The following is a 24,073-nucleotide window of genomic DNA, read 5'->3' on the forward strand; positions in this document are numbered from 1 at the left end:
TCTCTGTTGTCGGCTGCCGGCCGTCCCGGCGCTCAGCGCAGGAAGCCGTCCAGTACATCGGCGGTGTAGGTGCCGTCGTGGTAGGTGCGGACGTACTCCACGGATTCCTGCGCGGTCCGCATCGCGAAGTCCCGGTCGTCCAGCAGGGATTCCAGGGCGCTGCGCAGTGTGGCGGAGGTGGCGTTGACGATGGGCGGGCGGATGCCGACGGACTGGTGCAGCCGCTCGTCCAGGAAGGCGATCACGGGCCTGCCCGCGGCCATCCCCTCGCAGGCGAACGTGCCGTAGGTGCCGACCGCGAACTGGTCGACGACGAGGTCCGCCTCCTTGACCAGCTCCTGCACCTCGGCCCAGGGCACCCCCGTCACCAGGCGGAACTCGATCAGCCCGCGCCGGTCCAGTTCCTCCAGCACCGGCACCGCCTGCTCGGTGCCCTTCGTCCAGCGCTTGGAGGGGGCGTGCACCACCACCGGGCGGGCCCGCTCCATGGCGGGCCGGTCGCTCGCCCAGCTGTCGGCGTCGACCACCAGCGGCGCCCACCGAGCGCCGGGCAACTCCTCCAGCAGATCGGGCGTCGTCACGAACTGGGGCAGCCCGCTCTGCGCCGCCATCCGCCGGTTGCGGGCGCTCTTGTTGGCCAGCTTCCTGAGTATCGACTCGTCGGCGGCATGGAAGAGAGAGTGCTCGTAGCGGCTCATGTGCCGGTGCGGGTCGCGTACGTCGCTGCCGTGCGCGAGCAGCGCCACCTTGATCCCGGCAGCGGACAGGGAGGGCAGGTCGTCCTGGATGTGGCCGCCGTTGAGCCGGCCCAGTGCCGGGGTGAAGGAGTCGGCGAGGTAGTGGGTGTAGGAGCCCAGGACGCGGCGGGCGCGGTCGAGCTGGAAGCCCAGATCGCCGGTGCGCTCGCCGATGGCGTAGATGTCGGCCGGGTAGATGACGCTTTGGTCGTGGGTGTGCATCACGACCTCGGCCGACAGATCCTGGCGCCGCTCGCACAGCGCCCGCGCGAATCCGGCCAGCTGGCCCGCCGAGTTGGCGCAGCCCAGGCCGAGCCGTACCGGAGTGCTGCCCAGCGACCGCCATCCGGACGGCATGACGCGCGGGGTGGCCGGCTCGTGGGGCCGCGCCCGGCCGGGAGCGCCCAGGCCGGGCTGTTCGGAGGCCGACCAGGGCACGCTGCGGGGTGCGAGCCGGGCCGCCGCCGCGGGGCCGGCGAGGCGCTCGTAGAGGTCCAGCAGCCCGGCCGACTGCTGCTCCCAGGACAGCTCCTGCAGCAGCGGCTCGGTGATCCGTGCGGCGAGGGTGCCGCGTTCTGCGAGGCCGCGCTGTACGGCGGCGACGAAGGAGGGGACGTCCTCGGTGACGAACACCTCGCCGACGCCGGTGCGCTCGACGAAGTTGCGCAGCGTCCGCACCCCGCTGGTGACCATCGGCAGTCCGGCGTGCAGATACTCGGCGGCCTTGGTGGGCAGCGAGATCTCGCAGTTGGGCACGTGCCGGAAGCAGATCAGCCCGAGGTCGGCCGAGGAGAGATAGTCGGGCACCCGTTCCTGCGGCACATAGGGCACCACGTGCACCCGCTGCCGTACGCCCAGTTCCTCGGCGCGCGCGAGCAGCCCCTGGAGGGTGGCGTTCTCCTTGCCGGCGACCAGTGCGAGGTGGGCGTGCGGCAATTCGGCCAGCCCCTCCACGGCGGTGTCCAGGCCGCGCTCGGGGCCGATCCACCCGGCGTAGACGAGCAGCGGCACCTCGGGGCTCAGCCCGCAGGCGTCCCGTACGGAGACGCTCGTGTCGGAGCAGGCGCTGACGGTCTCGCGTACCGGCGCGTTGGCGACGACCAGCGGCTGCGCGGCCAGCGCGTACGCCTCACGCAGGATGCCGGCCAGCTCCTCGGAGACGGTGACCACGGCGTCAGCGCGGCCGATGAACTCCGCCTCCACGCCGGGGAAGGCGCCGGCCCGCACGGCGTCCGGCCACTCGACCCCGCGGACGTACTCGTGCGCGTCGTACAGCCAGCGGGTGGGCAGGCCCCGGGCGCGCAGCCGGGCGGCGCTGCGCGCCCCGACGGCGATCATCAAATGGTCGTTGGCGTGGATGACGTCCGGCTCGATCTCCTCGATGACCGGGCCGAACGCCAGGTCGATGTCGAGGAGTTCGGGCCAGTCGGTGCGCCAGTCGCCGGTGGGCTGCGGTGCGCCCGCGACCCGGCGGCGCTCCCACTGATAGGCGCGGCGGCGGCCCTTGTGCGCATACCGGCGCGCCCGCACCCACCCCCGGAGCGCTTCGCGGGCCAGCTGCCGGGAGAGCGCGGTGGGCAGCGCCCCGGGCGTCCGCGGCCCCTCCGGCGCGGGGCTCCCGCCCACCGGGGAGCTGAGCCAGCCCACCCGCGCCGTCTGCTCGCGCACCCACGCGGCGTGCGCGGCGCGGGCCCGTACCCAGGCGGAGTCGTCGGGCAGCCCGAACTGGGTGAGGCGGCTGCGCAGCTGGGGGCGGCGGCGCTGGGCCGCCACGACGGCCCGCATATGCGCCGAGACCGGCACCCTGATGACGCGGACCGGGCCGAGCACCGACTCCTCGCGCCGCTTGGAGGGGCTGCGGCCCACCAGCGTGACGTCCCAGCCCGCCCGGGCCGCGGCGATCGCGGTCTTCTGCACCCGCGAGTCGCCCGTGATGGTGTTGCCGACGACGACGGCCAGCCGCGGCCGGCCCCGGGGGTGCTCCTCGCCCGTACGCGCGACGCCCTCGCCCATCCGGCCCACGGCCGCGTCGGGCGCTTCCGGGGCGTTGCTGCCGTGCGCCGTCCGGCGCCGGAGGATGCGGTGCGTCTGCTTCATGCTGTGTGCTCCGCGATGCTGGGGGCCGACGGGTCACGTTCGGGCGCTGTGGCCGGGACCGGGGCCGGGGTGCGGACGGCGGAGGGCGTCTGGGTGGGCTCCACGGACCCGACGGGCTCCGCCGGGACCGCCGGCTCCGCCGGGACTGCCGGGACTGCAGGGACTGCCGGGACCGCCGGGGCCGCCTCGTGTGCCGAGGCCAGCACCGCGGCCGACACCTGGACCGTCCGCAGCCCCTCGCGGGCAGTGACGATGCCGCTGCCCTCGCCCGTACCGTCCCGTACCGCGTCGCGGAACCGCTCGTGCTCGACGACCAGCGGTTCGCGCTTGGGGAAGGCGTAGCGCACGGTGTCGCCCTCGGCCACGCCGCGGAAGGCGCGCAGGGCCTCCCACTCGGTGGCGACGGCGCCGTTGGCGTGGAAGGTCAGGTCGGCGGTGAGGGTGTCGGCGACGAAGCAGCCCCGCTCCCCGGTGACGGCGGTGAAGCGCTCCTTGAGCGGGCTGAGCCAGTTGACCAGGTGGCTGACCATCGTGCCGTCGGTCAGCGAGCCGACGACCGCGACCATGTCCTCGTGCTCCCGGCCGCTCTTGGAGACGGTGCGTGCCGACAGCGAGGCGTAGGCCCGCCCGGTGATCCAGCTCGTCAGGTCGATGTCGTGGGTGGCCAGGTCCTTGACCACGCCGACGTCGGCGATGCGGTGCGGGAAGGGCCCCTGGCGGCGGGTGACGACCTGGAAGACCTCACCCAGCTCCCCCGCCTCCAGCCGCGTCCGCAGCTGCTGGAGCGCCGGGTTGAACCGCTCCACATGGCCGACCCCCGCCACCAGCCCACGCTCCTCGAAGGCGTGCACCAGCCGCCGCGCCGCCTGCGGCGTGTGCGCCAGCGGCTTCTCGATGAGGGCACACACGTCGTGCGCGGCCAGTTGGAGGCCGACCTCCTCGTGCAGCCCCGTCGGGCAGGCCACCACCGCGTAGTCGACGCCCAGCGCCAGCAGGTCCGCCACCTCGCGCAGCACCGGTACGCCCAGCATGGCGGGCACACAGCCGTGCGGGTCGCCCGCCGGATCGACCGCGGCGACGAACTCGACGCCGTCGAGCGAGGAAAGGACCCGCGCGTGGTTGCGCCCCATCACGCCGAGACCGATCAGCCCGGCCCGCAGCCGCCGCCCCCCGGAGCGGCGCTCGACCAGCTGCTCGGCCGGTACGGGAGGGAATTCCGTCCCGGGACCGTACGCCGCCCGGGGCGCGTCCGCGGTCTTGGGGGCGCTGGCCGTGGGGGCGACGGGGGTGGTGGCCGCGGTCGCTGCCGCCGTCGCCGCTGCTGCCGTCGTCGGTCGCCTCGCCGTCATCGGGTCACTCCCGCCTTGCTCGCCGCGCTGTTGGCGGCCGCCACGATCTGGTCCAGGTCTCCCGGGGTGAGCGAGGGGTGTACGGGGAGGGAGAGCACCTCGGCGGCGGCCTGGTCGGTGACCGGGAGGTCGGCGCCCAGCTGCGCATAGGGCTTCAGCCGGTGGATGGGCGTCGGGTAGTAGACGGCGCACCCCACGCCCGCGGCCTGCAACTCGCGCTGCACCGCGTCCCGTACGGCAGCGCCGCCGGGCACCCGCACCGTGTACTGGTGGTAGACGTGCCGGGCGCCGTCGGCCACCCGCGGGGTGATCAGCCCGCCGGTCAGGCCCGCGTCGAGCGCCTTGGCGTGGGTACGGCGCTGCTCCGTCCACTCCGGCAGCCGCTCCAGCTGGACCCGGCCGATGGCGGCTGCCACGTCGGTCATCCGCATGTTGGCGCCGACGATCTCGTTCTCGTACCGCTGCTCCATGCCCTGGTTGCGCAGCAGTCGCAGGGTGCGGGCCCGCTCCCCGTCGGGCACGACGACGAGGCCGCCCTCCAGGGTGTGCATGTTCTTGGTCGGATAGAAGCTGAAGCACGCCGCGTCCCCGAAGGCCCCGACCGGGCGGCCGTGCAGCGCCGCGGCGTGCGCCTGGCAGGCGTCCTCGACGACGGCCAGCCCGTGCCGCTGCGCGAGCTGGGTCAGCCGGCCCATCGGCGCCGGATGGCCGTACAGGTGCACCGGCATCAGCGCGGCCGTACGCGGCCCGACGGCCTCGGCGGCGGCGTCCGGGTCGAGGCAGAAGGTCTCCGGATCGATCTCCGCGAAGACCGGTTCGGCACCGGCCAGCCGCACCGCGTTGGCCGTCGCGGCGAACGAGAACGAGGGGACGACCACCTCGTCGCCCGGCCCGATGCCGAGCGCGAGCAGCGCCAGATGCAGCGCGGAGGTGCCCGAGTTCACGGCGACGCACGGCCGGCCCTCGACCAGCGCGGCGAACTCCTCCTCGAACGCCGCCACTTCGGGGCCCTGCACCACGCGGCCGTCGCGCAGCACCCGCACGGCGGCGGCGACCTCGTCGTTCCCGATCACGGGTTTGGCAGCCGGAATCATGTCTTTTCGCAGCCCTTGCATGGCGGATGCGCCCTCCGGTTCCCCCGGCAGATTCGTCCCTATGTGGACCCGGATTCGGCCGCCCCTTTGCATGATTTGCGTACAAATCACCCGTATTGCCCACGGAAGTGCCCAGGGCGAGGGCTGCGACTCCTACGCTGCGTCACCTCATGGGCGCTACCTCGCGGAGCGTGACGGCGCTTCCCGGTGCGGCGGCCTCCTGTGCGCCCTGCTCCGCGTGCTCTGCGTAGCGCTCACCCGTCCTGGGGCACTCCCACTCCCCGGGCCGCTCCGGCACCGGACGCAGCCGCAGACCCGCCCGGCCCACCCAGCCGATACGGCGGGCAGGCACCCCCGCGACAAGGCCGAAGTCGGGCACGTCGGCCGTCACCACGGCGCCCGCCGCCACCATCGCCCAGCGACCGATCCGTACCGGTGCCACACACACCGACCGTGCGCCCAGCGAGGCACCGTCGGCGACCGTGACCCCCACCGGCTCCCAGTCGCCCGCCCGCTTGAGCGCCCCGTCCGGGTCGACCGCACGCGGGGCACGGTCGTTGGTGAGCACGACGGCGGGCCCGACGAAGACGCCCTCGCCCAGCACGGCGGGCTCGTAGACCAGGGCGTGGTTCTGCAGCTTGCAGCGCGCCCCGATCCGGACGCCCGCACCGATGTAGGCGCCGCGGCCGACCACGCACTCCGCGCCGAGCTCGGCGCCCTCACGCACCTGGGCCAGCTCCCACACGGTGCTGCCGTCGCCGACGACGGACCGCTCGGAGACCTGGGCACCGGGCATGACGCGGATGCCACCGGGCCGCGAGCGGTGCGGGGCGCTGAAGGAGGAGGCCGGAGCGGGGGTCGGGGAAGGCGGCGGGGTGGGGGTGGCGTCGGCGGCGGTCATGGGGGCTCGCTTTCTGGTTCGTACGGATCGGGAGACGGTTCGTACGGATCGGGAGGCGGTTCGTACCGAGGGGAGGCGGTTCGTACCGAGGGGAGGCGGTTCGTACGGATCGGGAGACACAGGTCCGTGGCCGAGGATGGCCGTGCCACCCGGCGTGTCCGGCGAGCGGCGCGCCGCACGGCACGCGGACTCCGCCCCCTGCCCCGGGTCACCGCTCCGCCAGCCGGGTGAGTGGCACCGGGAGGCGCGCTGCACGCGTGGTGGTCCGGCGGAGCCGGAGGGAAGGTGACGGTATGTCCCGATCCGATGAGCTCCCCGCCCCCCAACCGGCCGAGGGGCCACGGGCATTCGCCCTGCCCGGCACGCTGGCCCAGCGCTGGAACGCGCTCGCTGTCGCCGCCTGCGGTGCGACGGTCCTCGTCCTGGGGTACCGGCACCGCTGGACCAACGACGACGCACTGATCTACACCCGCGCCGTCCGCCAGATCCTCGCGGGCAACGGCCCCGTCTACAACGTCGGCGAGCGCGTCGAGACCTCCACCGGGACACTGTGGCAGTGGCTGCTCGCGGCCGGCAGCACCCTGCCCGGAGTGGACGACCCGCTGCGGCTCGCGGTGGCCCTCGGGCTGCTGCTGACCGTGGCCGGCTTTCTGCTCGCCCTCGACGGCACCCGCCGGATGATCCGCCTCCGCCGCCCCGCGGGCGCCCTGCTGCCCGCGGGGGTGCTGGTGCTGCTCCCGCTGACCGCGACCTGGGACTACGCGACCTCCGGACTGGAGACCGGGCTCTCCTTCGGCTATCTGGGCGGCTGCTGGTGGCTGCTGGTCCGGGCCCGGGCGGCAACCGGGCCGGGAGCGGCCCCGGGACGGGCCCCCGCCTCCGGTCGGGCGCTGCCCGCCACCGCGTTCGCGCTCGGCCTCGGCCCGCTCGTGAGGCCGGACCTCGCCCTGGTCAGCGCGGTGTTCCTGGCCGCGCTGTGGCTGATTGTGCGGCCCGGGCTTCGTGCCACCCTCGGCTGGGCGGGCGCCGCGCTGGCGCTGCCCCTCGCCTACGAGATCTTCCGCGCCGGGTACTACGGCGTACTCGTCCCGCTCCCCGCCATCGCCAAGGAAGCCTCCCGTACCCAGTGGGAGTACGGCTGGGGCTACCTGCTCAACACCTTCGACCCGTACGTCCTGTGGGTACCGCTCGGTCTCCTCGCCGCGTTCGGGGGGTGCGCTGCGCTGGCACGGGCACGGTACGCCCGTAGCCGTCCGTCGGGACGAGTGCGTACGGCAAACGCCGCGCTGGTGGGGGCGCCCGTGGTGGCCGGGCTGCTGTCGGCGTTCTTCATCGTCAGGATCGGCGGCGACTTCATGCACGGCAGGATGGTGCTGCCCGCGCTCTTCCTGGTGCTGCTGCCGTCCTTCCTGCTGCCGTTCGGGCGCGCGGCGGCAGCGGTGGTCTCAGCAGTGGGCGTCTGGAGCCTCGTCTGCCTTCTCGCGCTCCGCCCGCCGTACGAGAGCCCCGACGACCGGCGGATCATCTTCGACTCGCACACCGTCTACCAGGAGGCTCTCGGCGCGACGCACCCGGTGAGCCAGCACGCCCACACCACGGCGCCGCGCGACTTCGCCGAGGTGGCCCGGCGCGCCGTCCGCGACGGCAAGCACATGCTGGTGCTGCGGCTGTCCGACTCCACCTTCCCGCTGGTGCCGCTGGCGCCGCGAGTGAAGGCGCCGGTCGGCGGCGCTGAGGCCCGGCTGGGGCTGGCCGGCGCCGTGCTCCCCCTGGACGGCCTCGCCGTCGACCTCCTCGGCCTGGGCAACCCGCTGGGAGCCCACACCGAACCGGTCGACCACACCAAGGCGGGGCACGAGAAGCCGCTCGACCGCGCGTGGATCGTCGCCGAGCTCACGGAACCCGGCACGCCGGTGCCGGACGGTGTCGACCCGCGCCATGTGCGGGCCGCCCGTCACGCCCTCACCTGCGGCCCCCTCCCCGACCTCCTCGCCTCCACCCGCGCACCCCTCACCCCCAGCCGCTTCCTGGCCAACCTTCACGGCGCCTGGGCCCGCACCCACCTCCGCATCCCCGCGAACCCGGTCGAGGCCGAGCGCCGGCTGTGCTGAGCGCCCTCTCAGCGGCGGGCGCGGCGCAAGGCTCGGGTCATCAGCGGGGGGAGCAGATCGGCGGCGAGGCGGCGAGCCGCAGCCGCGCGGGGGGCGGGTTTCCCGGGGCCCCCTCCCGCAGCCGCAGGAGCGTGCCGCGAAACGGGCAGCCGCGGCGCGGCGGCCTTGCGCGCTCCCACCAGCAGCAGCCGCTGCCCGGCGACCTCCTGCCACTGCAGCCAGCACTTGCCGCGGGCCGACAGCTCCGCATGGAGCGCGTCCTGCCAGGGCCGCGCATCCCCCCAGGTGCCGTAGAACTTGTTGCTGGAGACGCACACCGGCCGCAGCCCGCCCTCCAGCACGGCCTGCCAGGTGGCGCAGGCGACGCCGGGTGTGTGGTCGGAGCGGTAGTCGTCCAGGACGACGAGCCCCTCGGGGGCCAGGACGTCCCGCGCTGCGGCGATGTCCCCGTGCACGTGCTCGTACAGGTGCGAGGCGTCCACGTGGACGAAGCGGCAACTGCCGTCCGCGACCTCACCGGGCACCACTGTCGTGGGGTCCTGCAGGATCCGCGGCAGCTCGTCGTGGAACGACAGATAGTTGGCCTCGAAGGCGCGCCGGGTGAGCGTCGAGTAGGAGTGCTGCATCTCGCGCCCGTTGGCCTCGTCGGGCGCTGCGTCGGAGTCGAAGAGGTCACAGACGGTGAACCGTTCCTCGTGGGCGTCCAGGTAGGCGCCCATCAGGACGGCGCTCTTGCCCATGTAGGCGCCCATTTCCAGCAGGTCGCCGCGGTGATCGAGCTCCCGCTGCCGGGTCAGGAACCAGTCGAAGAGGATGAGATCGGTGCGGTAGAACCAGCCGGGCACCTCGTCGAAGGTGCGGGGCTGCGGCAGACCCTGGGGCGCGGCGGGGGGAGCCTGGCCGGACGTGGCTGTGGTCGTCATGGGGAGGGAATCTCCTTGGGACGGGTGCGTACGTGGGGGGGTCCTCGGCCCTGTATAGGGGGCCGCGGCGACCCGGCGCACGCCCGGGCGCCGCCGATCGGCAGAGCTTCGGCACGCCGCCGCCCGCGGGCCATCCGACGTTCAGTCGCCGTTCGGGGCCCCGCCCGCCGTGCCCGGCGCCATCGCTGCTGCTCCGACCCCTCTTCCCGTACCGGCGCCCGCCATGTCCGGCACAGCGCCCGTCGGCGGCGTGGCGTTCGGCGCCACCGCCTCCGGCGCCGTTCCGTCGGGCCGTACCGGGCGTCCGCGCAGCCACCCGGGGAAGGGCGGTTCCACGAGCGGCCACAGCACCTGCCGTACATGCGGCAGCCCCAGCAGCACGGCGAGCCCGCAGGCCAGCACCGTGGTGCCCACCACGGCAAGCAGGCCACCGGTGAACACCGCCTGGTACCCGCCGGCCTTCTCGACCGCCTTGACGACGAGGCCGTGCAACAAAAACGGGTAGAGCGCGCAGGCACCCAGCACGGTGTATCCGGTGCGGTGTGCCGGGACCAGCGCGAGGAACGCGGCAACGAGCACCGCGCCGACGGCGAACAGCGCAAGCCGTACGCCCACGTACTGCAGCGGTTGGAGGCCCAGCTCATGGGCGCCCGACTCCATCAGCAGCCACTCCCGGCTCACCCGGGGCGCCGCCCACCAGGCCCCGGCCGCGGCGGCGGCCATCACGGGCAGCGCCCATCTGCGCGCCGCACGGTTGCGCAGCGGGCGCAGCTGGTCGGCGCGCAGCCGCAGGCCCAGGACGAACCACGGCCAGTACATCAGCAGCTGAGGCAGCGCGAGTTCGTCCCCCGGATCGGTGAACCCGGCGGCGACGGACAGCACCGCGGCGAAGGCCACCGGCCAGCGGACGGCGCGCCACAGGGGTGCGGTCAGCCGCCAGACGAACAGCGCCGCCAGGAACCAGCACACAAAGGCCGGCCGGGTCGGGGTGACGGTGAACGGCCGGTCCCAGAGGAGGGTGGACATCCCCGCGTAGGCCGCCTCGAAGACGAGATACGGCACCAGCACATGTGTCAGCAGTCTGCGGATCTGGTCCGGCCGCCCGGTGAAGCTGCGGGAGAGGTGACCGCACAGCAGCACCAGCGCGGGGATGTGGAAGGAGTACACCAGCAGCGAGGCGGCCTTGACGCCGCGCATCGCGTCGGCGACGGGTGCCCAGTTGTGGCCCAGGACGACGAGGACGACGAGCAGGAACCGCGCGTTGTCGAGGAACGGGTCGCGCCCGGCAGCGCGGCCCGGTGCCGAGGCCCCGTTGGTCCGCCGCACCCGCGCCCACCCGGCCGTACGCGCCCCCGCCGGCGCCTCGGCTCCCGTACGGCCGCCGCCCGCCCGGCCGCCGGTTGCCCGGCCGCCTCGCGGACGCCGGGTGCCCGAGGACGACGGGGCCGAGGCGGGCGCGGGGAACCCGGGGCCGGGCGGGTGCGGTCCCGGGGGCACACCGTCGGAGCCGCCGTCCGCCGGGGACGGGAAGTGAGGCGCGGGGTGCGCGGGCTGCGTGAAGGGCCCCGCGGCCGGCGACGCCGGGGCGGCGTGCGCCGACGCGAAGTGGTCCGGTGGTGCCCCGCGCGGCGGAGCCGCCGCGGGGGAGGAGAGCCGGGCAGCGGCGCCGTGCGCCGTGCGACCGGGCGTCGCGAAGGTGTCCGTCGCGAAGGTGTCGGTGAAAGGATCCCAGGCCATCACGCCGTCCTTGGCTCACTCGTTCCGGGCGAGCTCTCCCGGCGCCGCGACCGGTTCAGACCCGGCACCGGTGGCTCGATGAGGGGCCGCGCGAGCCGCCGTACGGGCGCGGTCGACAGCAGTACGGCGACGGCGGCTCCGCAGGCCGTCAGCAGGGCGGCACCGAGAGGGCCCAGCGGGCGCAGCGGTGCGTCCCAGCCGTAGGCGTGCGCGGCAGTGGTCAGCAGTCCGTGCAGCAGATACGGGTACAGAGTCAGGGCCCCGAGCCCAGTCAGCCACCGGGTGCGCCGGGGCACCAGGGCCAGGAACGCGCCGGTCATCAGCGCCGTCCCCGCGAACAGGCCGAGCCGTACCAGCAGATACGGCAGGGTGCCCGCGCCCAGCTCGGCCTGCCCGTGGCTCATCCACAGCCAGTGGACATCGGTGCCCGGCGCCACCGCGTACGCCACGGCGCCGCCCGCCAGCAGCACCGGCGGGGCACACCATCGCAGTACGCGGCTCTCGCGCAACCGCGCGAAGTGGGCGGGCCGCAGGGCCAGTCCGAGCACGAACCACGGCAGGAACATCAGCACCCGGGGCAGCGCCAGATCCTGCCCCAGGCTGGAGGTGCCCGCCGCCAGCGAGACCAGCGCGGCGACCGGCACCGGCCACGGGATCACCCGCCACAGAGGCACGGTCAGCCGCCAGACGAAGAGCGCGGCCAGGAACCAGCACACGAACGTCGGCTCGGTCAGGGTGAGCCGGAACGGCTTCCCCCAGGCGACGGCTTCGACCGCGGTGTAGAGCACCTCGAAGACGAGATAGGGCACCAGCACCCCGGCCACCAGCTTGCGCAGCTGCTCGGGCCGCCCCGCGAAGCCACGCGAGAAGTAGCCGCTCAGCAGGATGAAGGCAGGCATGTGGAAGGAGGAGATCCACAGATAGCCCGCCTTGACGGTGCGGGAGCCCTCCACGAGCCCCATCGGCCAGGTGTGGCCGATGACGACGAGCACGATGAGCAGGAACTTGGCGTTGTCGAGGAACGGATCCCGCGCCGTGCGCCCGCCACCGTCCGCCTCCCGCACCACGGCACGGCCCGTGTACTGGCCTGCGGCACGGTCCGCGTCCCGCCCCGCCGCATCGGGCCCCGCAGCGCGCGGCTCGCCGGACGGCGCCGATGTCGGCACTCCGTCCTCGGCGGGCGCGCCGCTGCCGCCCGGCCCGGCTGGGTCGATGATCTTCGAGGCCATTGATCTGACAGTAGGCGCGGCTTTTCCCCATTCGGTCGCGGCATGCCGCTGCGAGGGCCGAACGAGGGACATACGAGTGTTAAGAATGCATCCCCTCCCTTTTCGCACCTCAAATAGTCGGAGGAAACCGGCTGATTTCGAGCTCACAGTGCACAGAAGGGGAAGCCGCGAATGAAGATCGTGTTCCTGCTGGACAACGCCTATGGAATCGGCGGGACGATCAGGTCGACGGTGAACCTCTCAGGAGCGCTTGCTGAAAGGCACCAGGTGGAGGTCGTCAGTCTCCGCAGGACAAGCCAGGAGCCGGAGCTCGTCTTCGACCCCCGCGTCACTCTGACCTCTCTGATCGACCTGCGCCGTTCCTCCCACAGCTACGACGGGGACGACCCGGACTTCCACCGGTGCAGCGAACGCTTCATCGAGGGCAACGACCACTTCGAGCGCGGCATCGCCACCCGGCTGGGCGACCTGCGGGTGAAGGCGCTGCTGGAGAGCCTGGAAGCGGACGTGGTCATCGGCACCCGGCCGAAGATCAACGACTATCTCGCCGCGTACGGCACCGACCGCTACGTGCGTATCGGGCAGGAGCACCTCAGTCACGTGACGCACAGCGACCACGTCCGCGCCCACCAGGACGCCGCCCTCCCCCACCTGGACGCGTTCGTCACCGTCTCCTACGCGGACGCCGCCGACTACCGCGCCGCTCTCCCCGACCTGCGGACCGAGATCGTCTGCGTACCCAACGCCGTGCCGCAGCCGCAGGTCGAGCCGTCCAACGGGCAGGCCAAACTCATCGTCGCCGCAGGCCGGTTCATCAAGATCAAGCGGTACGACCGGCTGCTGCACGCCTTCGCGCTTGTGGCCAACAAGCACCCGGACTGGTCGCTTCGGCTGTACGGACGTGGGCAGCAGCAGCGTGTCCTGCGGGCCACCCTCAACAGGCTCGGCCTCCACGACCGCGCATTCCTGATGGGTGCGCACTCCCCCATCGAGACGGAGTGGGCCAAGGGCTCCATCGCGGCCGTCTCCTCCGACGCCGAGTCCTTCGGGATGACCCTGGTGGAGGCCATGCACTGCGGCGTTCCGGTCGTCAGCACCGACTGCCCCTACGGGCCGGGCGAGATCATCGCCAACGGCAAGGACGGACTGCTCGCCCCGATGGGCGAGGACGAGGACGTGACCGTACGCGGCTTCGCCGACGCCCTGCTGCACCTCATCGAGGACCCGGCCCTGCGCTCCCGGATGAGTCGAGCAGCCCTGCAGAAGGCAGCGCGCTACAGCCCCCAGCGCATCGCGGGCGAGTACGAGGACCTGATGACCCGTCTCCTGGAGGGCCGCCCCGGCGCGGGGGCAGCCGTGCCGAGCACGGGCAGGTCCGGAGCGAAGGGTGCACGGGCGGCGCCGCCGGCGAGCGCCGCACCCTCGGCGAGCGCCGCACCCTCGGCGAGCGCGCCTTCCGAGCCCGTCCGGCAGCGGGCCCGGCCCGCTGCCCCGCGCAAGGGCGGGAGCGCGTGTACCGTCCGGACGGTACGCAGCCTGGTGCCGCGCCCGCTCGTCCCCGTACTGCGCACCCTCACACGTGCCCTGCGGAAGGACCGGACCGTGCGGCGGGAGGAGAGCGCGCTCAAGGGGCTGCCGCGGCCGGTCGCCCATGTACGCGTCCAGGCTGACGGGGCGCTGCTGATCCGGCTGCGCGCCGACTCCCTCCCCGAGAGCGCGGCGGTGCTGTCGCTGCGCTCCCGGGACCGGGACGGTGCGGAGCCGGTCCGCGTCCCGCTGCCGCCCCGCGAGCAGGCGGACGCGGACGGCTGGGTCGAACTCCGGCTGACCCGCCCGGAGGTGAAGCTGTTCGAGGGGCGGTGGGACGTCCATGTGGAGCGCACCTCGGACGGCGGGAGCAAGCAGGTCAAGGCACTCATGGTGGAGACGGCACGGCTGCTCACCATGCCCGCGCCGCTCGCCCCCGACGGCACGCTCCAGTCGTGGATCCCTTACGCCACGGGCGACGGCCACCTCGCGCTACGCATCTGGTCCCGCGCCCGGCACGCGGAGGTCACCTCGATCGAGCTGGGCGAGCACGGTTACACGCTCACGGCACGGCTGTACGGGAAGGGTTCGCGTCCCGCGCTGTCGCGGCGGACCCTGGAGCTGTCGGGCGGGCCCGTGCTGGTGGCGGTGCCGCGCGGCAACCCGCGGCAGACGTTCGAGTTCCCCGGCCGCCGGGACGGCGACGACGAGAACGCCACCGTGCGCCTGGAGTTGCCCTACGAGCTGCCCGCCGCGTTCGCCGACGGCTCGCCCGAGGGCGTGTGGGATCTGTGGCTGCGCCCCGGCCTCGGTCCCGAACGGGTGCGGCTGGGACGGGTGCTGGGGGATCTCGCGGACCGCAAGAAGACCGACGTCACCCCGCCCGCCCGGCTGGACGGGACCGACCTGGCCGTCCAGCTGTACTTCTCGGTGAACAACAATCTCGTCCTGACGCTGAAGTCCGTCGGCCCACGCAAGACGGAGCAGGCGGAACAGACCGAACAGGCCGCACAGGGGGCTGCTGCCGCGGACGCGCAGAGCCCTCAGCGCCCCTCGTCCTCCCCGAGCGCCTCGGCCAACGCCTGACCCCGCTCCCCCTCCCGCAGCCGCTGCTCACGGTCCTCGGCCGCCCGCGCCAGGGCCTGCACCGCGCGGTTGAAGCGGACGAGGGAGGGCGGCTCGGCAGGCCCGAGCAGCCGGACCTTCAGCGCGGCACGCGCCGGGGCGAGCGTGTCCTCCTCCGGGTGGCGTACGGAGTGCAGGAGCTGGGGGATGCCGGAGCCGTCGGGGCCCAGGATGGCCGCCGCGCGGACGGTGGGGCAGGCGGCGCGGAAGCTGTCGTCGTCCATACCGCTGGTGTTGGCCACCGCGTACGGCTTCTCGCTGCTGAGGTAGTCCGCGACGACGGAGGAGACGTCCGAGACCAGTACGTCGGCCTCGTTGAAGCAGCTGAAGAGGCCGGGCCGCGAGCCGGTGATGACGCGGTGCTGCCAGGAGGGCCTCGCCGCCCAGTACGCCTCCTCCCACACCCGGAGGGCCTCCGCCGCGGCCTCGGCGCGGCCCGGCTCGGGCGCCGCCTGGCGCAGCATCCGCTCCACCTCGTCGGCGTGCCGCCCGACGTCGGCCCGGGTCAGCGCCTTCAGTTCGCCGGCCGCCTCCTCCAGCGCCGCGACCGCCTCCGGGCTCGGCTCCTCGCCGTCCCGCTCGGCGTTGGCCTCGCGGACCAGCGCGCGGATCCGCCGGTCGGCGGCCCCGGCCCGCGGGTCGATGGTGCCGGTCATCGGGTGCGGCTTGTACAGCAGCCGCACCTTCGGGTCCGCCAGCAGCGCATTGACGATGTTCTCGCCCGCCATGAGCACGGAGGTGTGGCCCGGGTCGTCGGTGTAGCCCTCCCAGGTGGGGGCGTAGAGAACGGTGAGATACCCGGCGCGGTCGGCCGCGGTACGGGTCCCGGCCGGCTGGATGGCGGCGAGCTGCGGGCGGCCGACCTCGACCACATCCTTGTCCTCCACCCCGATGTACGCCTGTGCGTACCGCTCCCGCGCGGCTTCCCCGGCGACCCACACCTGGTCGTACGCCTTGGCGTAGGGGTTGCAGGAGGAGAGCTTGTCGGACTCGCCGTGGTTGATGAAGGCGTGCTTGAGGGTGGGGATGCGCAACACCTGGGCGGTTTTGCCGGAGTTCGCCGGGTGCAGCAGCACCTTCAGCGTGGAGTGCTCCAGCCGCATCAGGTGGGTGACCTTGGGGATGCAGACGATCGGGATGTCGGTGGCGTCGATCTTGCGCACCATGAACCGCTCACGCAGCACGATCAGCGGCCGTTCGTCCAGCTGGGCGAGGGTGCTCAGCCACATGTTCGCCTGGTACGCGGAGGCCGCGCCCCCGGAGAAGTACATGCCGACGGTCGGCCTGTACTCCGCCAGCCACTGATCCAGCCACGCCAGCGCCTCGTCCTCGCTGACGACCTGCTTGCCGGGCAGCAGCCAGGTGGCCAGCCACCCGGTCCCGGCCAGCACCCCGGCACAGCAGCACCAGGCGACGGCCTGCGCCCACGCCAGGTCGCCCGTCACGGCTGCGGTGCACATTCCGGTTGTCGTCAGCGCCGAGACGGCCGTCAGCCGCAGCGTCGCCCGCTTGACGAACAGCGCGGGCGGCGAGGAGGACAGCCGCAGGGCCGAAGCGTCGATGTTGCGGGTGACGATCGGCAGCCGCCGCCGGGTACGCACCGCACCCGCGATCGCCTGGCAGAAGAAGTGCAGCGCCCAGCACAGCAGCACGGCGCCCAGCAGCAGCGCACCGGTCCCGCCGGGACGCAGTACGTCCAGCCTGCCCAGGCCGCCGAGCAGCAGCGCGTCCCGCAGCATCTGCCGTGCGGGCGGGGTGAACTGCGCCCGGCGCAGCTGCCGCGTCATCTTCCGTGCCCGGGAGGGCATCAGCACCTCGGTCAGCAGGCCGAGCACGGCGCCGAAGACGACGAAGGGGGCGTGCGAGTCGACGATCCCCGCCACCTGGAGGAGGTAGCCGCAGGCCAGCAACAGCAACGCGGAGACAGACTTCGACCGGCGCCGCGCGAGGGCGGCGCGGCGCTGCCGCTGGAGTGTGGCTTCCGGGGTCTCCCTCTCGTCCTCGTCCCCGGGCTCGCCTTCCGCCGCGGGTTCGCCTTCGGGCCTGGCAGTCCCGTACGCGCCGGTGGCCTTGCGGGCGCGGCTGTCGTCCGTCACGGGGTCGAGCACAAGCGTGTCGGCGACGTTTGCGGCGTCCTCCGCCGCATCGCCGTTCCCGGCAGCGCCGCGTTCATCGTTAGCGCCGCCGTCGTCGTTCGCGTCGTCCACTCCGTCTACCAGCGCACCCACACTTCACGGTAGGCAGCACCGGAGCGGCCCGTCGCGCCACGGAGGGCTGAACGCGTGACCGCCGCCGGGGCTGGTACCGGCGGCGGTCTGCGGGCACGTCGTGGTTGCTCGCGCAGTTCCCCGCGCCCCTTACGGGGCGCTCAGCGGTTGCTGCGCAGCAGCGTACGCATCGTCCGCATCGCCACCGAGAGGTTCGCCAGGTCGAAGGTCTCCGACGCCTGGATCTCGTCCAGGGTGGCCCGGGCGCGGACGAGGATCGCGTGGTTCTTCTCCTCCCACGCCTCGTACCGCTGCTCCGACGTCGCCGCACCGTCGCCCGCCGCCAGCACATCGGCTGTCAGCAGCTGGTGCGCCGCGTAGAGGTCCTCGCGGATGGAGGAGCGGGCCATGGACTGCCAGCGGTCGGCCCGCGGCAGTTCGCTGACGCGGCCCTGGAGCTGGGTGATGCCGAGCCGGTGGGACAGGTCGAAGTAGACCTCGGCGACGTCCATCAGCTCCGTGTCGGTGCGGCCCTCGACGGCCACCACGTCCAGCGCGGAGAACGCCGCGGCCGAGCCCGCGATGCGCAGCGCCAGATCCGCGGGGACGCCGGCGCCCGCCAGCTTGTCGTAGACCCGCTGGTGCCACCTGAGGTCGTCGCCCTTGAGCAGCTTGGGAAGCTCCGCCCAGACCGTCTCGACCCGGTCGGAGAACAGCTCGATGGTCTCGGCCAGCGCCAGCGGCTGCGGACGGTTGTTGAGCAGCCAGCGGGTGCCCCGCTCGACGAGCTGCCGGGAACGCAGCCGGATGTCGGTGAGGACGCCTGCCGCGACCTTGTTGTCCAGCGCCTCCACCTCGTCCCAGATGTCGCCGAGCCGGAAGATGGCGCGCGCGGCCGTGTGGGCGCGCACGATCTCCTCCGTGGAGGCACCGGACTCCTCCTTCATCCGGTGTACGAAGGTCGAACCCGAGGTGTTGACCGTGTCGTTGACCAGCAACGTGGTGATGATCTCGCGGCGCAGCGCGTGGTTGGCGATCTGCTGGGCGAACCGCTCCCGCAGCGGCTTGGGGAAGTAGGCGTACAGCAGCCGTTCCAGGTAGGCGTCGTCCGGCAGCGAGGTGACGATCAGCTCACCCGTGATGTTGATCTTGGTGTACGCGAGCATCACCGCGATCTCCGGCTGGGTCAGCCCCTGCCCGTTGCTGCGCCGCTCCCGGATCTGCCGGTCCGAGGGCAGGAACTCCAGCGCCCGGTCGAGCTTGCCCTCCTTGGACAGCGCCCGCATCTGCCGCTGGCTGGCCAGCAGCAGGCTGGGGGCCTGGGCCAGGGAGTTGGCCAGCGCCACGTTCTGCGCGTAGTTGTTGCGCAGCACCAGCTCGCCGACCTCGTCGGTCATCTCGGCCAGCAGCTTGTTGCGCTGCTTGACGGTCATGTCGCCGTCGGCCACCACGGAGTTCAGCAGGATCTTGATGTTCACCTCGTGGTCGGAGGTGTCCACGCCGGCGCTGTTGTCGATCGCGTCGGTGTTGATCCGGCCGCCGTTCGCGGCGAACTCGATCCGGCCGAGCTGGGTGCAGCCCAGGTTGCCGCCCTCCCCGACGACCTTCACCCGCAGGTCCTGGCCGTCCACCCGGATCGCGTCGTTGGCCTTGTCGCCGACGTCCGCGTCGCTCTCCGTCGACGCCTTGACGTAGGTGCCGATACCGCCGTTCCACAGCAGATCGACGGGGGCGCTCAGGATGGCACGCATCAGCTCGGCGGGGGTCATCTTGGTGATGCCCGACTCGATGCCCAGCGCCTCGCGCACCTGCGGGGTGATCGGCACCGACTTGGCGCCGCGCGGGTGGATGCCGCCGCCCGCCGAGATCAGCTTGGCGTCGTAGTCCGCCCACGAGGAGCGCGGCAGCTCGAACAGCCGGCGGCGCTCCGCGTAGGAGCCGGCCGTATCGGGGTCGGGGTCGAGGAAGATGTGCCGGTGGTCGAAGGCGGCCACCAGCCGGATGTGCTCGGAGAGCAGCATGCCGTTGCCGAACACGTCGCCGGACATGTCGCCGACGCCGACCACGGTGAAGTCCTCGGTCTGGGTGTCGTGGCCCAGCTCGCGGAAGTGCCGCTTGACGGACTCCCAGGCGCCGCGCGCGGTGATGCCCATGCCCTTGTGGTCGTAGCCCGCCGAGCCGCCGGAGGCGAAAGCGTCGCCGAGCCAGTAGCCGTACGCCTGAGCGACCTCGTTGGCGATGTCGGAGAAGGTGGCCGTGCCCTTGTCGGCCGCGACGACGAGGTAGGTGTCGTCCTCGTCGTGCCGCACCACGTCCTTCGGGTGCTCGACCTCCCCGGAGACGAGGTTGTCGGTGACATCCAGCAGTCCGGAGATGAACGTCCTGTAGCAGGCGATGCCCTCGGCCTGCCAGGCGTCGCGGTCGGTGGCCGGGTCCGGCAGCTGCTTGCCGACGAAGCCGCCCTTGGCACCCACCGGCACGATGACGGTGTTCTTGACCTCCTGCGCCTTGACCAGGCCCAGGATCTCCGTACGGAAGTCCTCGCGCCGGTCCGACCAGCGCAGACCGCCGCGTGCGACCTTGCCGAACCGCAGGTGGACGCCCTCGACGCGCGGCGAGTACACCCAGATCTCGAACTGGGGCCGCGGCGCGGGCAGGTCCGGGATGGCCTGCGGGTCCAGCTTCATCGACACATAGGTGTGCGGCTTGCCGTCGCTGGCGAGCTGGAAGTAGTTGGTGCGCAGGGTGGCGTTGATGACGGTGAGGAAGGAGCGCAGGATGCGGTCCTCGTCCAGGCTCGCCACCTGGTCGAGCGCGCCGTTCAGCTCCTCCAGGATGCCGTCCGTCAGCTCGTGCCCCGCCCACCTGCGTGCCGGGTCCAGCCGGGCCTCGAACAGGTTGACCAGCAGCCGGGTGGTGTGCACGTTCCCGCGCAGCGTGTCCTCGATGTAGGACTGGCTGAAGGTCGAGCCGGCCTGCCGCAGGTACTTCGCGTACGCGCGCAGCACCATCGCCTGCCGCCAGGTCAGCCCCGCGGAGAGCACCAGCGAGTTCAGCCCGTCGTTCTCCGCGCGGCCGGTCCACACCGCCGAGAACGCCTCCTGGAAGCGCTCGCGGGTCTCCTCCTCGAGACCGCGCTGGCCGTCCGGCATCCGCAGCCCGAAGTCGTAGATCCAGGCGTGCGAGCGGTCGGCGCAGCGCAGCTCGTACGGCCGCTCGTCCACCACCTCGACGCCCATCGCCTGCAGGCCCGGCAGTACGGCCGAGAGGGAGACGGGGCTGCCGGTCCGGTACATCTTGAACCGGCGCTCGCCGGGACCCGCGCCGACCGGCTCGTACAGGCTGAGCGAGAAGTCGTTCTCCTTGCCGCGGTGCACCAGCTGTTCGATGTGCTGGAGGTCGGCGACGGCGGCGCGCGGCGAGAAGTCCGCCTTGTAGCCCTCGGGGAAGGCGCGCGCGTACTTCTGTGCCAGCTCGGCGGCCTGCTCCTCACCGCAGTCGGCGATCAGCGCCTCGTTGAAGCCGTCCGCCCACGAGCGCGCCGCCTCGGCCAGCCGGGCTTCGATACGTTCGATCTCCGCGTCGGTCAGCTCGGCGAGCTGGGCACCGGTCCGCACCCGGATGACGAAGTGCAGCCGGGAGAGCACCGACTCGGTGTTCCACGCGGTGAAGTCGACGCTGGTACCGCCCAGTTCCTCGGTGAGGATCTCGGTCAGCCGCAGCCGCACCGCGGTCGTGTAGCGGTCGCGGGGGAGGTAGACCAGCGCCGAGTAGTACCGCCCGTACTCGTCCTTGCGCAGGTAGAGCCGCAGCTTGCGGCGTTCCTGGAGGTAGAGGACGGAGGTGACGATGGACCGCAGCTCCTCGACCGAGGTCTGGAACAGCTCGTCGCGCGGGTACGTCTCCAGGATCTGCAGCAGGTCACGCCCGGCGTGGCTGTCGGGCGTGAAGCCCGCGCTCTCCAGCACGTCGGCGACCTTGCGCCGTACGACGGGGACCCGGCGCACCGACTCGGTGTAGGCGGCGGACGAGAAAAGACCGAGGAAGCGGCGCTCCCCGATGACGTTCCCCGCCTCGTCGAACTTCTTGACGCCCACGTAGTCCAGATACGACGAACGGTGCACGGTCGCACGGCTGTTCGCCTTGGTGAGCACCAGCATCCGGTGCTCCCGCGCCTTGGCCCGGGCGTCGGCGGGCAGCCGGTTGAAGGACGGCGAGACCGGGTGGCTCTCCTCCGTGCTGCGCTGCGGATCGGCGCGCAGGATGCCCAGCCCGGTGCCGGCCAGCGGGGCGAGGCTCAGCTCCTCGCCTTCCTCGCCGCCGTCGCCCGCCTTCTGCTGGTCGCCACCTGCGGCATCCAGCTCGTACTCGCGGTAGCCGAGGAAGGTGAAATGGTCGTCGGCCAGCCAGCGCAGCAGCTCCCGGGCCTCCCCGATCTCCTCCTGCGGGAGCTCGTCGGTGGGCTCGTTCGGCAGCTCCTCGGCGATCCGGAGCGCCGCGCCGCGCATCTTCTGCCAGTCCTCGACGGCCTCCCGCACATCGGAAAGGATCCGGCGCAGGTCAGCGGCGATCTGCTTGAGGTCCTCGCGGTCCGTCTCGCGGTCGATCTCGACGTGGATCCAGGACTCGACCAGCGCGTCGTGCGGCAGCCCGGCGTCCGGTGCCTCCTTGCCCCTGCCCCTCTTCTTCGGCTTCGCCTTCTCACCTTCGGTGGCCCGGGTGTCCGGGAACTGGGTGTCCGGCATCTGCGCGAGGTCGTCCCGGCCGACCGAGAGCACCTCCAGCAGCTTTCCGGTCAGATCCCGGCGGACCACCATCTGCGGGTGGATCACTGCATGGATGCCGCGGCCCTGCCGGGAGAGCTCGTTGGTGACCGAGTCGACCAGGAACGGCATGTCGTCGGTGACGACCTCGACCACCGAATGCGTGCACGACCAGCCGTTCTCGTCGATCGACGGCGAGTACACCCGGACGTTGGCCGTGCCCTGCGGCCGCTCCTCGGCGAGCCGGTAGTGGGCGAGTGCGCCGCCGAGGATGTCGACCGGATCGCGGTCGGCGAGGTCCTCCGGCGCCGTGTGCAGGTAGTACCGCTGGAGATACGCGCCAAGGGCCCCCTCCTTGGGGCCATGGGGCCCCTGGACCGGGTGGCGCCCCTGGGCCGGGCTCTGTTCAGCCACCCGGGCGGCTTCCGCCAGCCGCTCGGCTTTTGCTTCATCCAGCTTGCTCTGCATGTCCTCTGGCTCCTGTCGCGCGCCGTTGCGTGACGTCGGGAAAATGAAGGCACGGCACCGGAATGACGCGGGGTCTCCGCTCGGGTCCGCCGCTGTGCCGCGAGAGACGACCAGCGACGCCCCACCCGCGGTCGCGCGGGGGGCGCTGCACGGAGGGGCGCCCGAGGGCGGATCCTCCGGTGGATATCGCGCTGATCACGTAGGTAAGGCTATCGCTCTCGGGCTGCGGAGTGTCATGGGCCTGATTTGTACAGATAGCGAGTGCAATTTGTACGGACAGCTAGCACACCGAGATCAACTTCACCGATCCGACCAGCAGGGGAAGGGCCGGGGGAACTCTTGGCAAAGCGACGATCGCGGGGCACGTTGACACAGACGGTACCGGCGCCCCGGGCGGTTCCCGTCCGGGCGCCGGCCCGGGAGAGGGAGACAGCATGACGGCGAACATCCTGCTCGTGACCGGCGACGCCGCCGAGTCCCTGGAGGTGCTCTACCCCTACCAGCGGCTGCGGGAAGAGGGCTACACCGTGCATATCGCGGCTCCCACCCGCAAGAAGCTGCGCTTCGTCGTCCACGACTTCGAGGACGGCTACGACACCTACACCGAGAAGCCCGGCTACACCTGGCCCGCCGACCTCGCCTTCTCCGAGGTCGAGCCAGGCCAGTACGCGGGTGTGGTCATCCCCGGCGGCCGGGCGCCGGAGTACCTGCGCAACGACCCGGAGCTGCGCAAGGTGCTCAAGGCGTTCTTCGACGCGGACAAACCCGTCGCCCAGATCTGCCACGGGCCGCTGCTGACCGCCGCCGTGGGCGTGCTGAGCGGGCGCCGGGTCACCGCCTATCCGGCGCTGGAGATGGATATGCAGACAGCGGGCGCCGACTTCCAGGACGCGGAAGTCGTGGTGGACGGCCCCCTGGTCTCCTCCCGCGCCTGGCCCGACCACTCCGCCTGGATGCGCGAATTCCTGACCGTACTGCGGACCAGGGAGGAGTCCGCGACACAGAACTGAGCTCGCGGACCGGCCGCTACGCCTGCACTCCGGCGGAGTCCTCCCGCGGCGGCTCCACCGCCTCGGCCACCAGCTCCTCCGCCGTCTCGACGGCTTGGTGCAACGTGTCGACCACCGGGACCCCGGCCTCCTCCAGGCTGGCCCGGCTGTGCGAGCCCCCGGTGAACAGCACCGCTCTGGCGCCCGCGTGCGCGGCTGCCAGAGCGTCGTCCACCGCGTCCCCGATCACCACCGTCCGGCCCGGCTCCACGCCGGCCAGCGCCGCGAGGTGCCGCACCATCTGGGCCGCCTTGCCGCCGCCGGACGGACCGACCGAGCCGTCGACCCGTACGAAGTGCGAGTCGATGCCGTACGTACGCAGCAGTGGCAGCAGCCGGTCGTGCGGCGCCAGCGAACACAGCGACTGGGTGCGGCCCGCCTCCTGCCGGGACGCCAGCAGCTCGGCGGCTCCCTCGGCGAGGCCCGCATCGGAGATCCGCGCCCAGTAGTGCCGGTGGAAGGTCTCGTCCATGAGCTGCCACTCGCTGTCGGTGGGCAGCCGGCCGATCAACCGCTCGTAGAAGCGCGGCACCGGAACGCAGTACAGCTCCCGGTATCTCTCCAGCGTGATGACCGGCAGACCGAGCTCGTCGAACGCGGCGTTCGTCGCTTCGAGGACAGTGTGGATGTCGTGCAGCAGTGTGCCGTTCCAATCCCACACGATGTGTGCGGACTTCTGCTTTCGCCCCAAGACCATGCGTCTGACGGTAGGAGAGAGCACTGACAACGCGACACCCATTTCCCGCCGCCCGACAG

General features: G+C 72.6%; 13 protein-coding genes. 3 read left to right on the plus strand and 10 right to left on the minus strand.

What is annotated here, in order from left to right; genetic code table 11:
* Positions 1-32 precede the first annotated feature (32 nt).
* From ACTWQF_RS16520 to ACTWQF_RS16535, 4 genes are all read right to left on the minus strand, one after another.
* Positions 33-2,834 carry a glycosyltransferase family 4 protein gene (locus ACTWQF_RS16520; protein WP_443280139.1) on the minus strand — a complete coding sequence of 934 codons (2,802 nt, stop codon included), beginning with the start codon at positions 2,832-2,834 and terminating at the stop codon, positions 33-35.
* A complete protein-coding gene (locus tag ACTWQF_RS16525; protein ID WP_443280176.1) occupies positions 2,831-3,964 on the minus strand; it encodes a Gfo/Idh/MocA family oxidoreductase in 1,134 nt (377 codons plus the stop codon). Before ACTWQF_RS16525 ends, ACTWQF_RS16520 begins: the two co-directional genes overlap by 4 nt.
* Positions 3,965-4,179: 215 nt before the next feature.
* Complete coding sequence (locus ACTWQF_RS16530; RefSeq protein ID WP_443280140.1) at positions 4,180-5,298, minus strand: DegT/DnrJ/EryC1/StrS family aminotransferase; 1,119 nt, start codon at positions 5,296-5,298, stop codon at positions 4,180-4,182.
* A gap of 142 nt (positions 5,299-5,440) precedes the next feature.
* Positions 5,441-6,073, minus strand: a complete 633-nt coding sequence (locus ACTWQF_RS16535) for an acyltransferase (RefSeq protein ID WP_443280177.1) — start codon at positions 6,071-6,073, stop codon at positions 5,441-5,443.
* Between the two features lie 398 nt (positions 6,074-6,471).
* On the opposite strand from ACTWQF_RS16535, the gene ACTWQF_RS16540 reads away from it, so the two are divergent.
* Entirely contained in the window at positions 6,472-8,289 is a 1,818-nt protein-coding gene (locus ACTWQF_RS16540; RefSeq protein WP_443280141.1) for a hypothetical protein, read from the plus strand.
* Positions 8,290-8,297: 8 nt separating this feature from the next.
* Here the strand turns inward: ACTWQF_RS16540 and ACTWQF_RS16545 are convergent, their stop codons facing one another.
* The 3 genes from ACTWQF_RS16545 to ACTWQF_RS16555 form a co-directional block, all read right to left on the minus strand.
* A complete protein-coding gene (locus tag ACTWQF_RS16545) occupies positions 8,298-9,212 on the minus strand; it encodes a class I SAM-dependent methyltransferase (protein WP_443280142.1) in 915 nt (304 codons plus the stop codon).
* 141 nt (positions 9,213-9,353) lie between these two features.
* Entirely contained in the window at positions 9,354-10,949 is a 1,596-nt protein-coding gene (locus ACTWQF_RS16550) for an acyltransferase family protein (RefSeq protein ID WP_443280143.1), read from the minus strand.
* Positions 10,949-12,178: an acyltransferase family protein gene (locus ACTWQF_RS16555; protein WP_443280144.1), complete on the minus strand. Its 1,230-nt coding sequence runs from the start codon at positions 12,176-12,178 to the stop codon at positions 10,949-10,951. Before ACTWQF_RS16555 ends, ACTWQF_RS16550 begins: the two co-directional genes overlap by 1 nt.
* Positions 12,179-12,349: 171 nt before the next feature.
* Here ACTWQF_RS16555 and ACTWQF_RS16560 point away from each other — a divergent pair, with 171 nt between their 5' ends.
* Complete coding sequence (locus ACTWQF_RS16560; RefSeq protein ID WP_443280145.1) at positions 12,350-14,791, plus strand: glycosyltransferase; 2,442 nt, start codon at positions 12,350-12,352, stop codon at positions 14,789-14,791.
* Here ACTWQF_RS16560 and ACTWQF_RS16565 read toward each other — a convergent pair.
* Positions 14,749-17,058, minus strand: a complete 2,310-nt coding sequence (locus tag ACTWQF_RS16565; RefSeq protein WP_443280146.1) for a hypothetical protein — start codon at positions 17,056-17,058, stop codon at positions 14,749-14,751. The two genes, ACTWQF_RS16560 and ACTWQF_RS16565, sit on opposite strands and share 43 nt — an antisense overlap.
* Before the next feature lie 140 nt (positions 17,059-17,198).
* On the minus strand, positions 17,199-22,268 hold the full coding sequence (locus ACTWQF_RS16570; protein WP_443280147.1) for an NAD-glutamate dehydrogenase: 5,070 nt from the start codon (positions 22,266-22,268) through the stop codon (positions 17,199-17,201).
* Positions 22,269-22,702: 434 nt separating this feature from the next.
* On the opposite strand from ACTWQF_RS16570, the gene ACTWQF_RS16575 reads away from it, so the two are divergent.
* Complete coding sequence (locus tag ACTWQF_RS16575) at positions 22,703-23,278, plus strand: DJ-1/PfpI family protein (protein WP_443280148.1); 576 nt, start codon at positions 22,703-22,705, stop codon at positions 23,276-23,278.
* Between the two features lie 16 nt (positions 23,279-23,294).
* Here ACTWQF_RS16575 and ACTWQF_RS16580 read toward each other — a convergent pair whose 3' ends face one another.
* Positions 23,295-24,014: an HAD family hydrolase gene (locus ACTWQF_RS16580; RefSeq protein WP_443280149.1), complete on the minus strand. Its 720-nt coding sequence runs from the start codon at positions 24,012-24,014 to the stop codon at positions 23,295-23,297.
* Positions 24,015-24,073: the final 59 nt, after the last annotated feature.

Origin of the sequence: Streptomyces sp. 8N114, assembly GCF_052245835.1 — a bacterium.
Classification (GTDB): domain Bacteria; phylum Actinomycetota; class Actinomycetes; order Streptomycetales; family Streptomycetaceae; genus Streptomyces.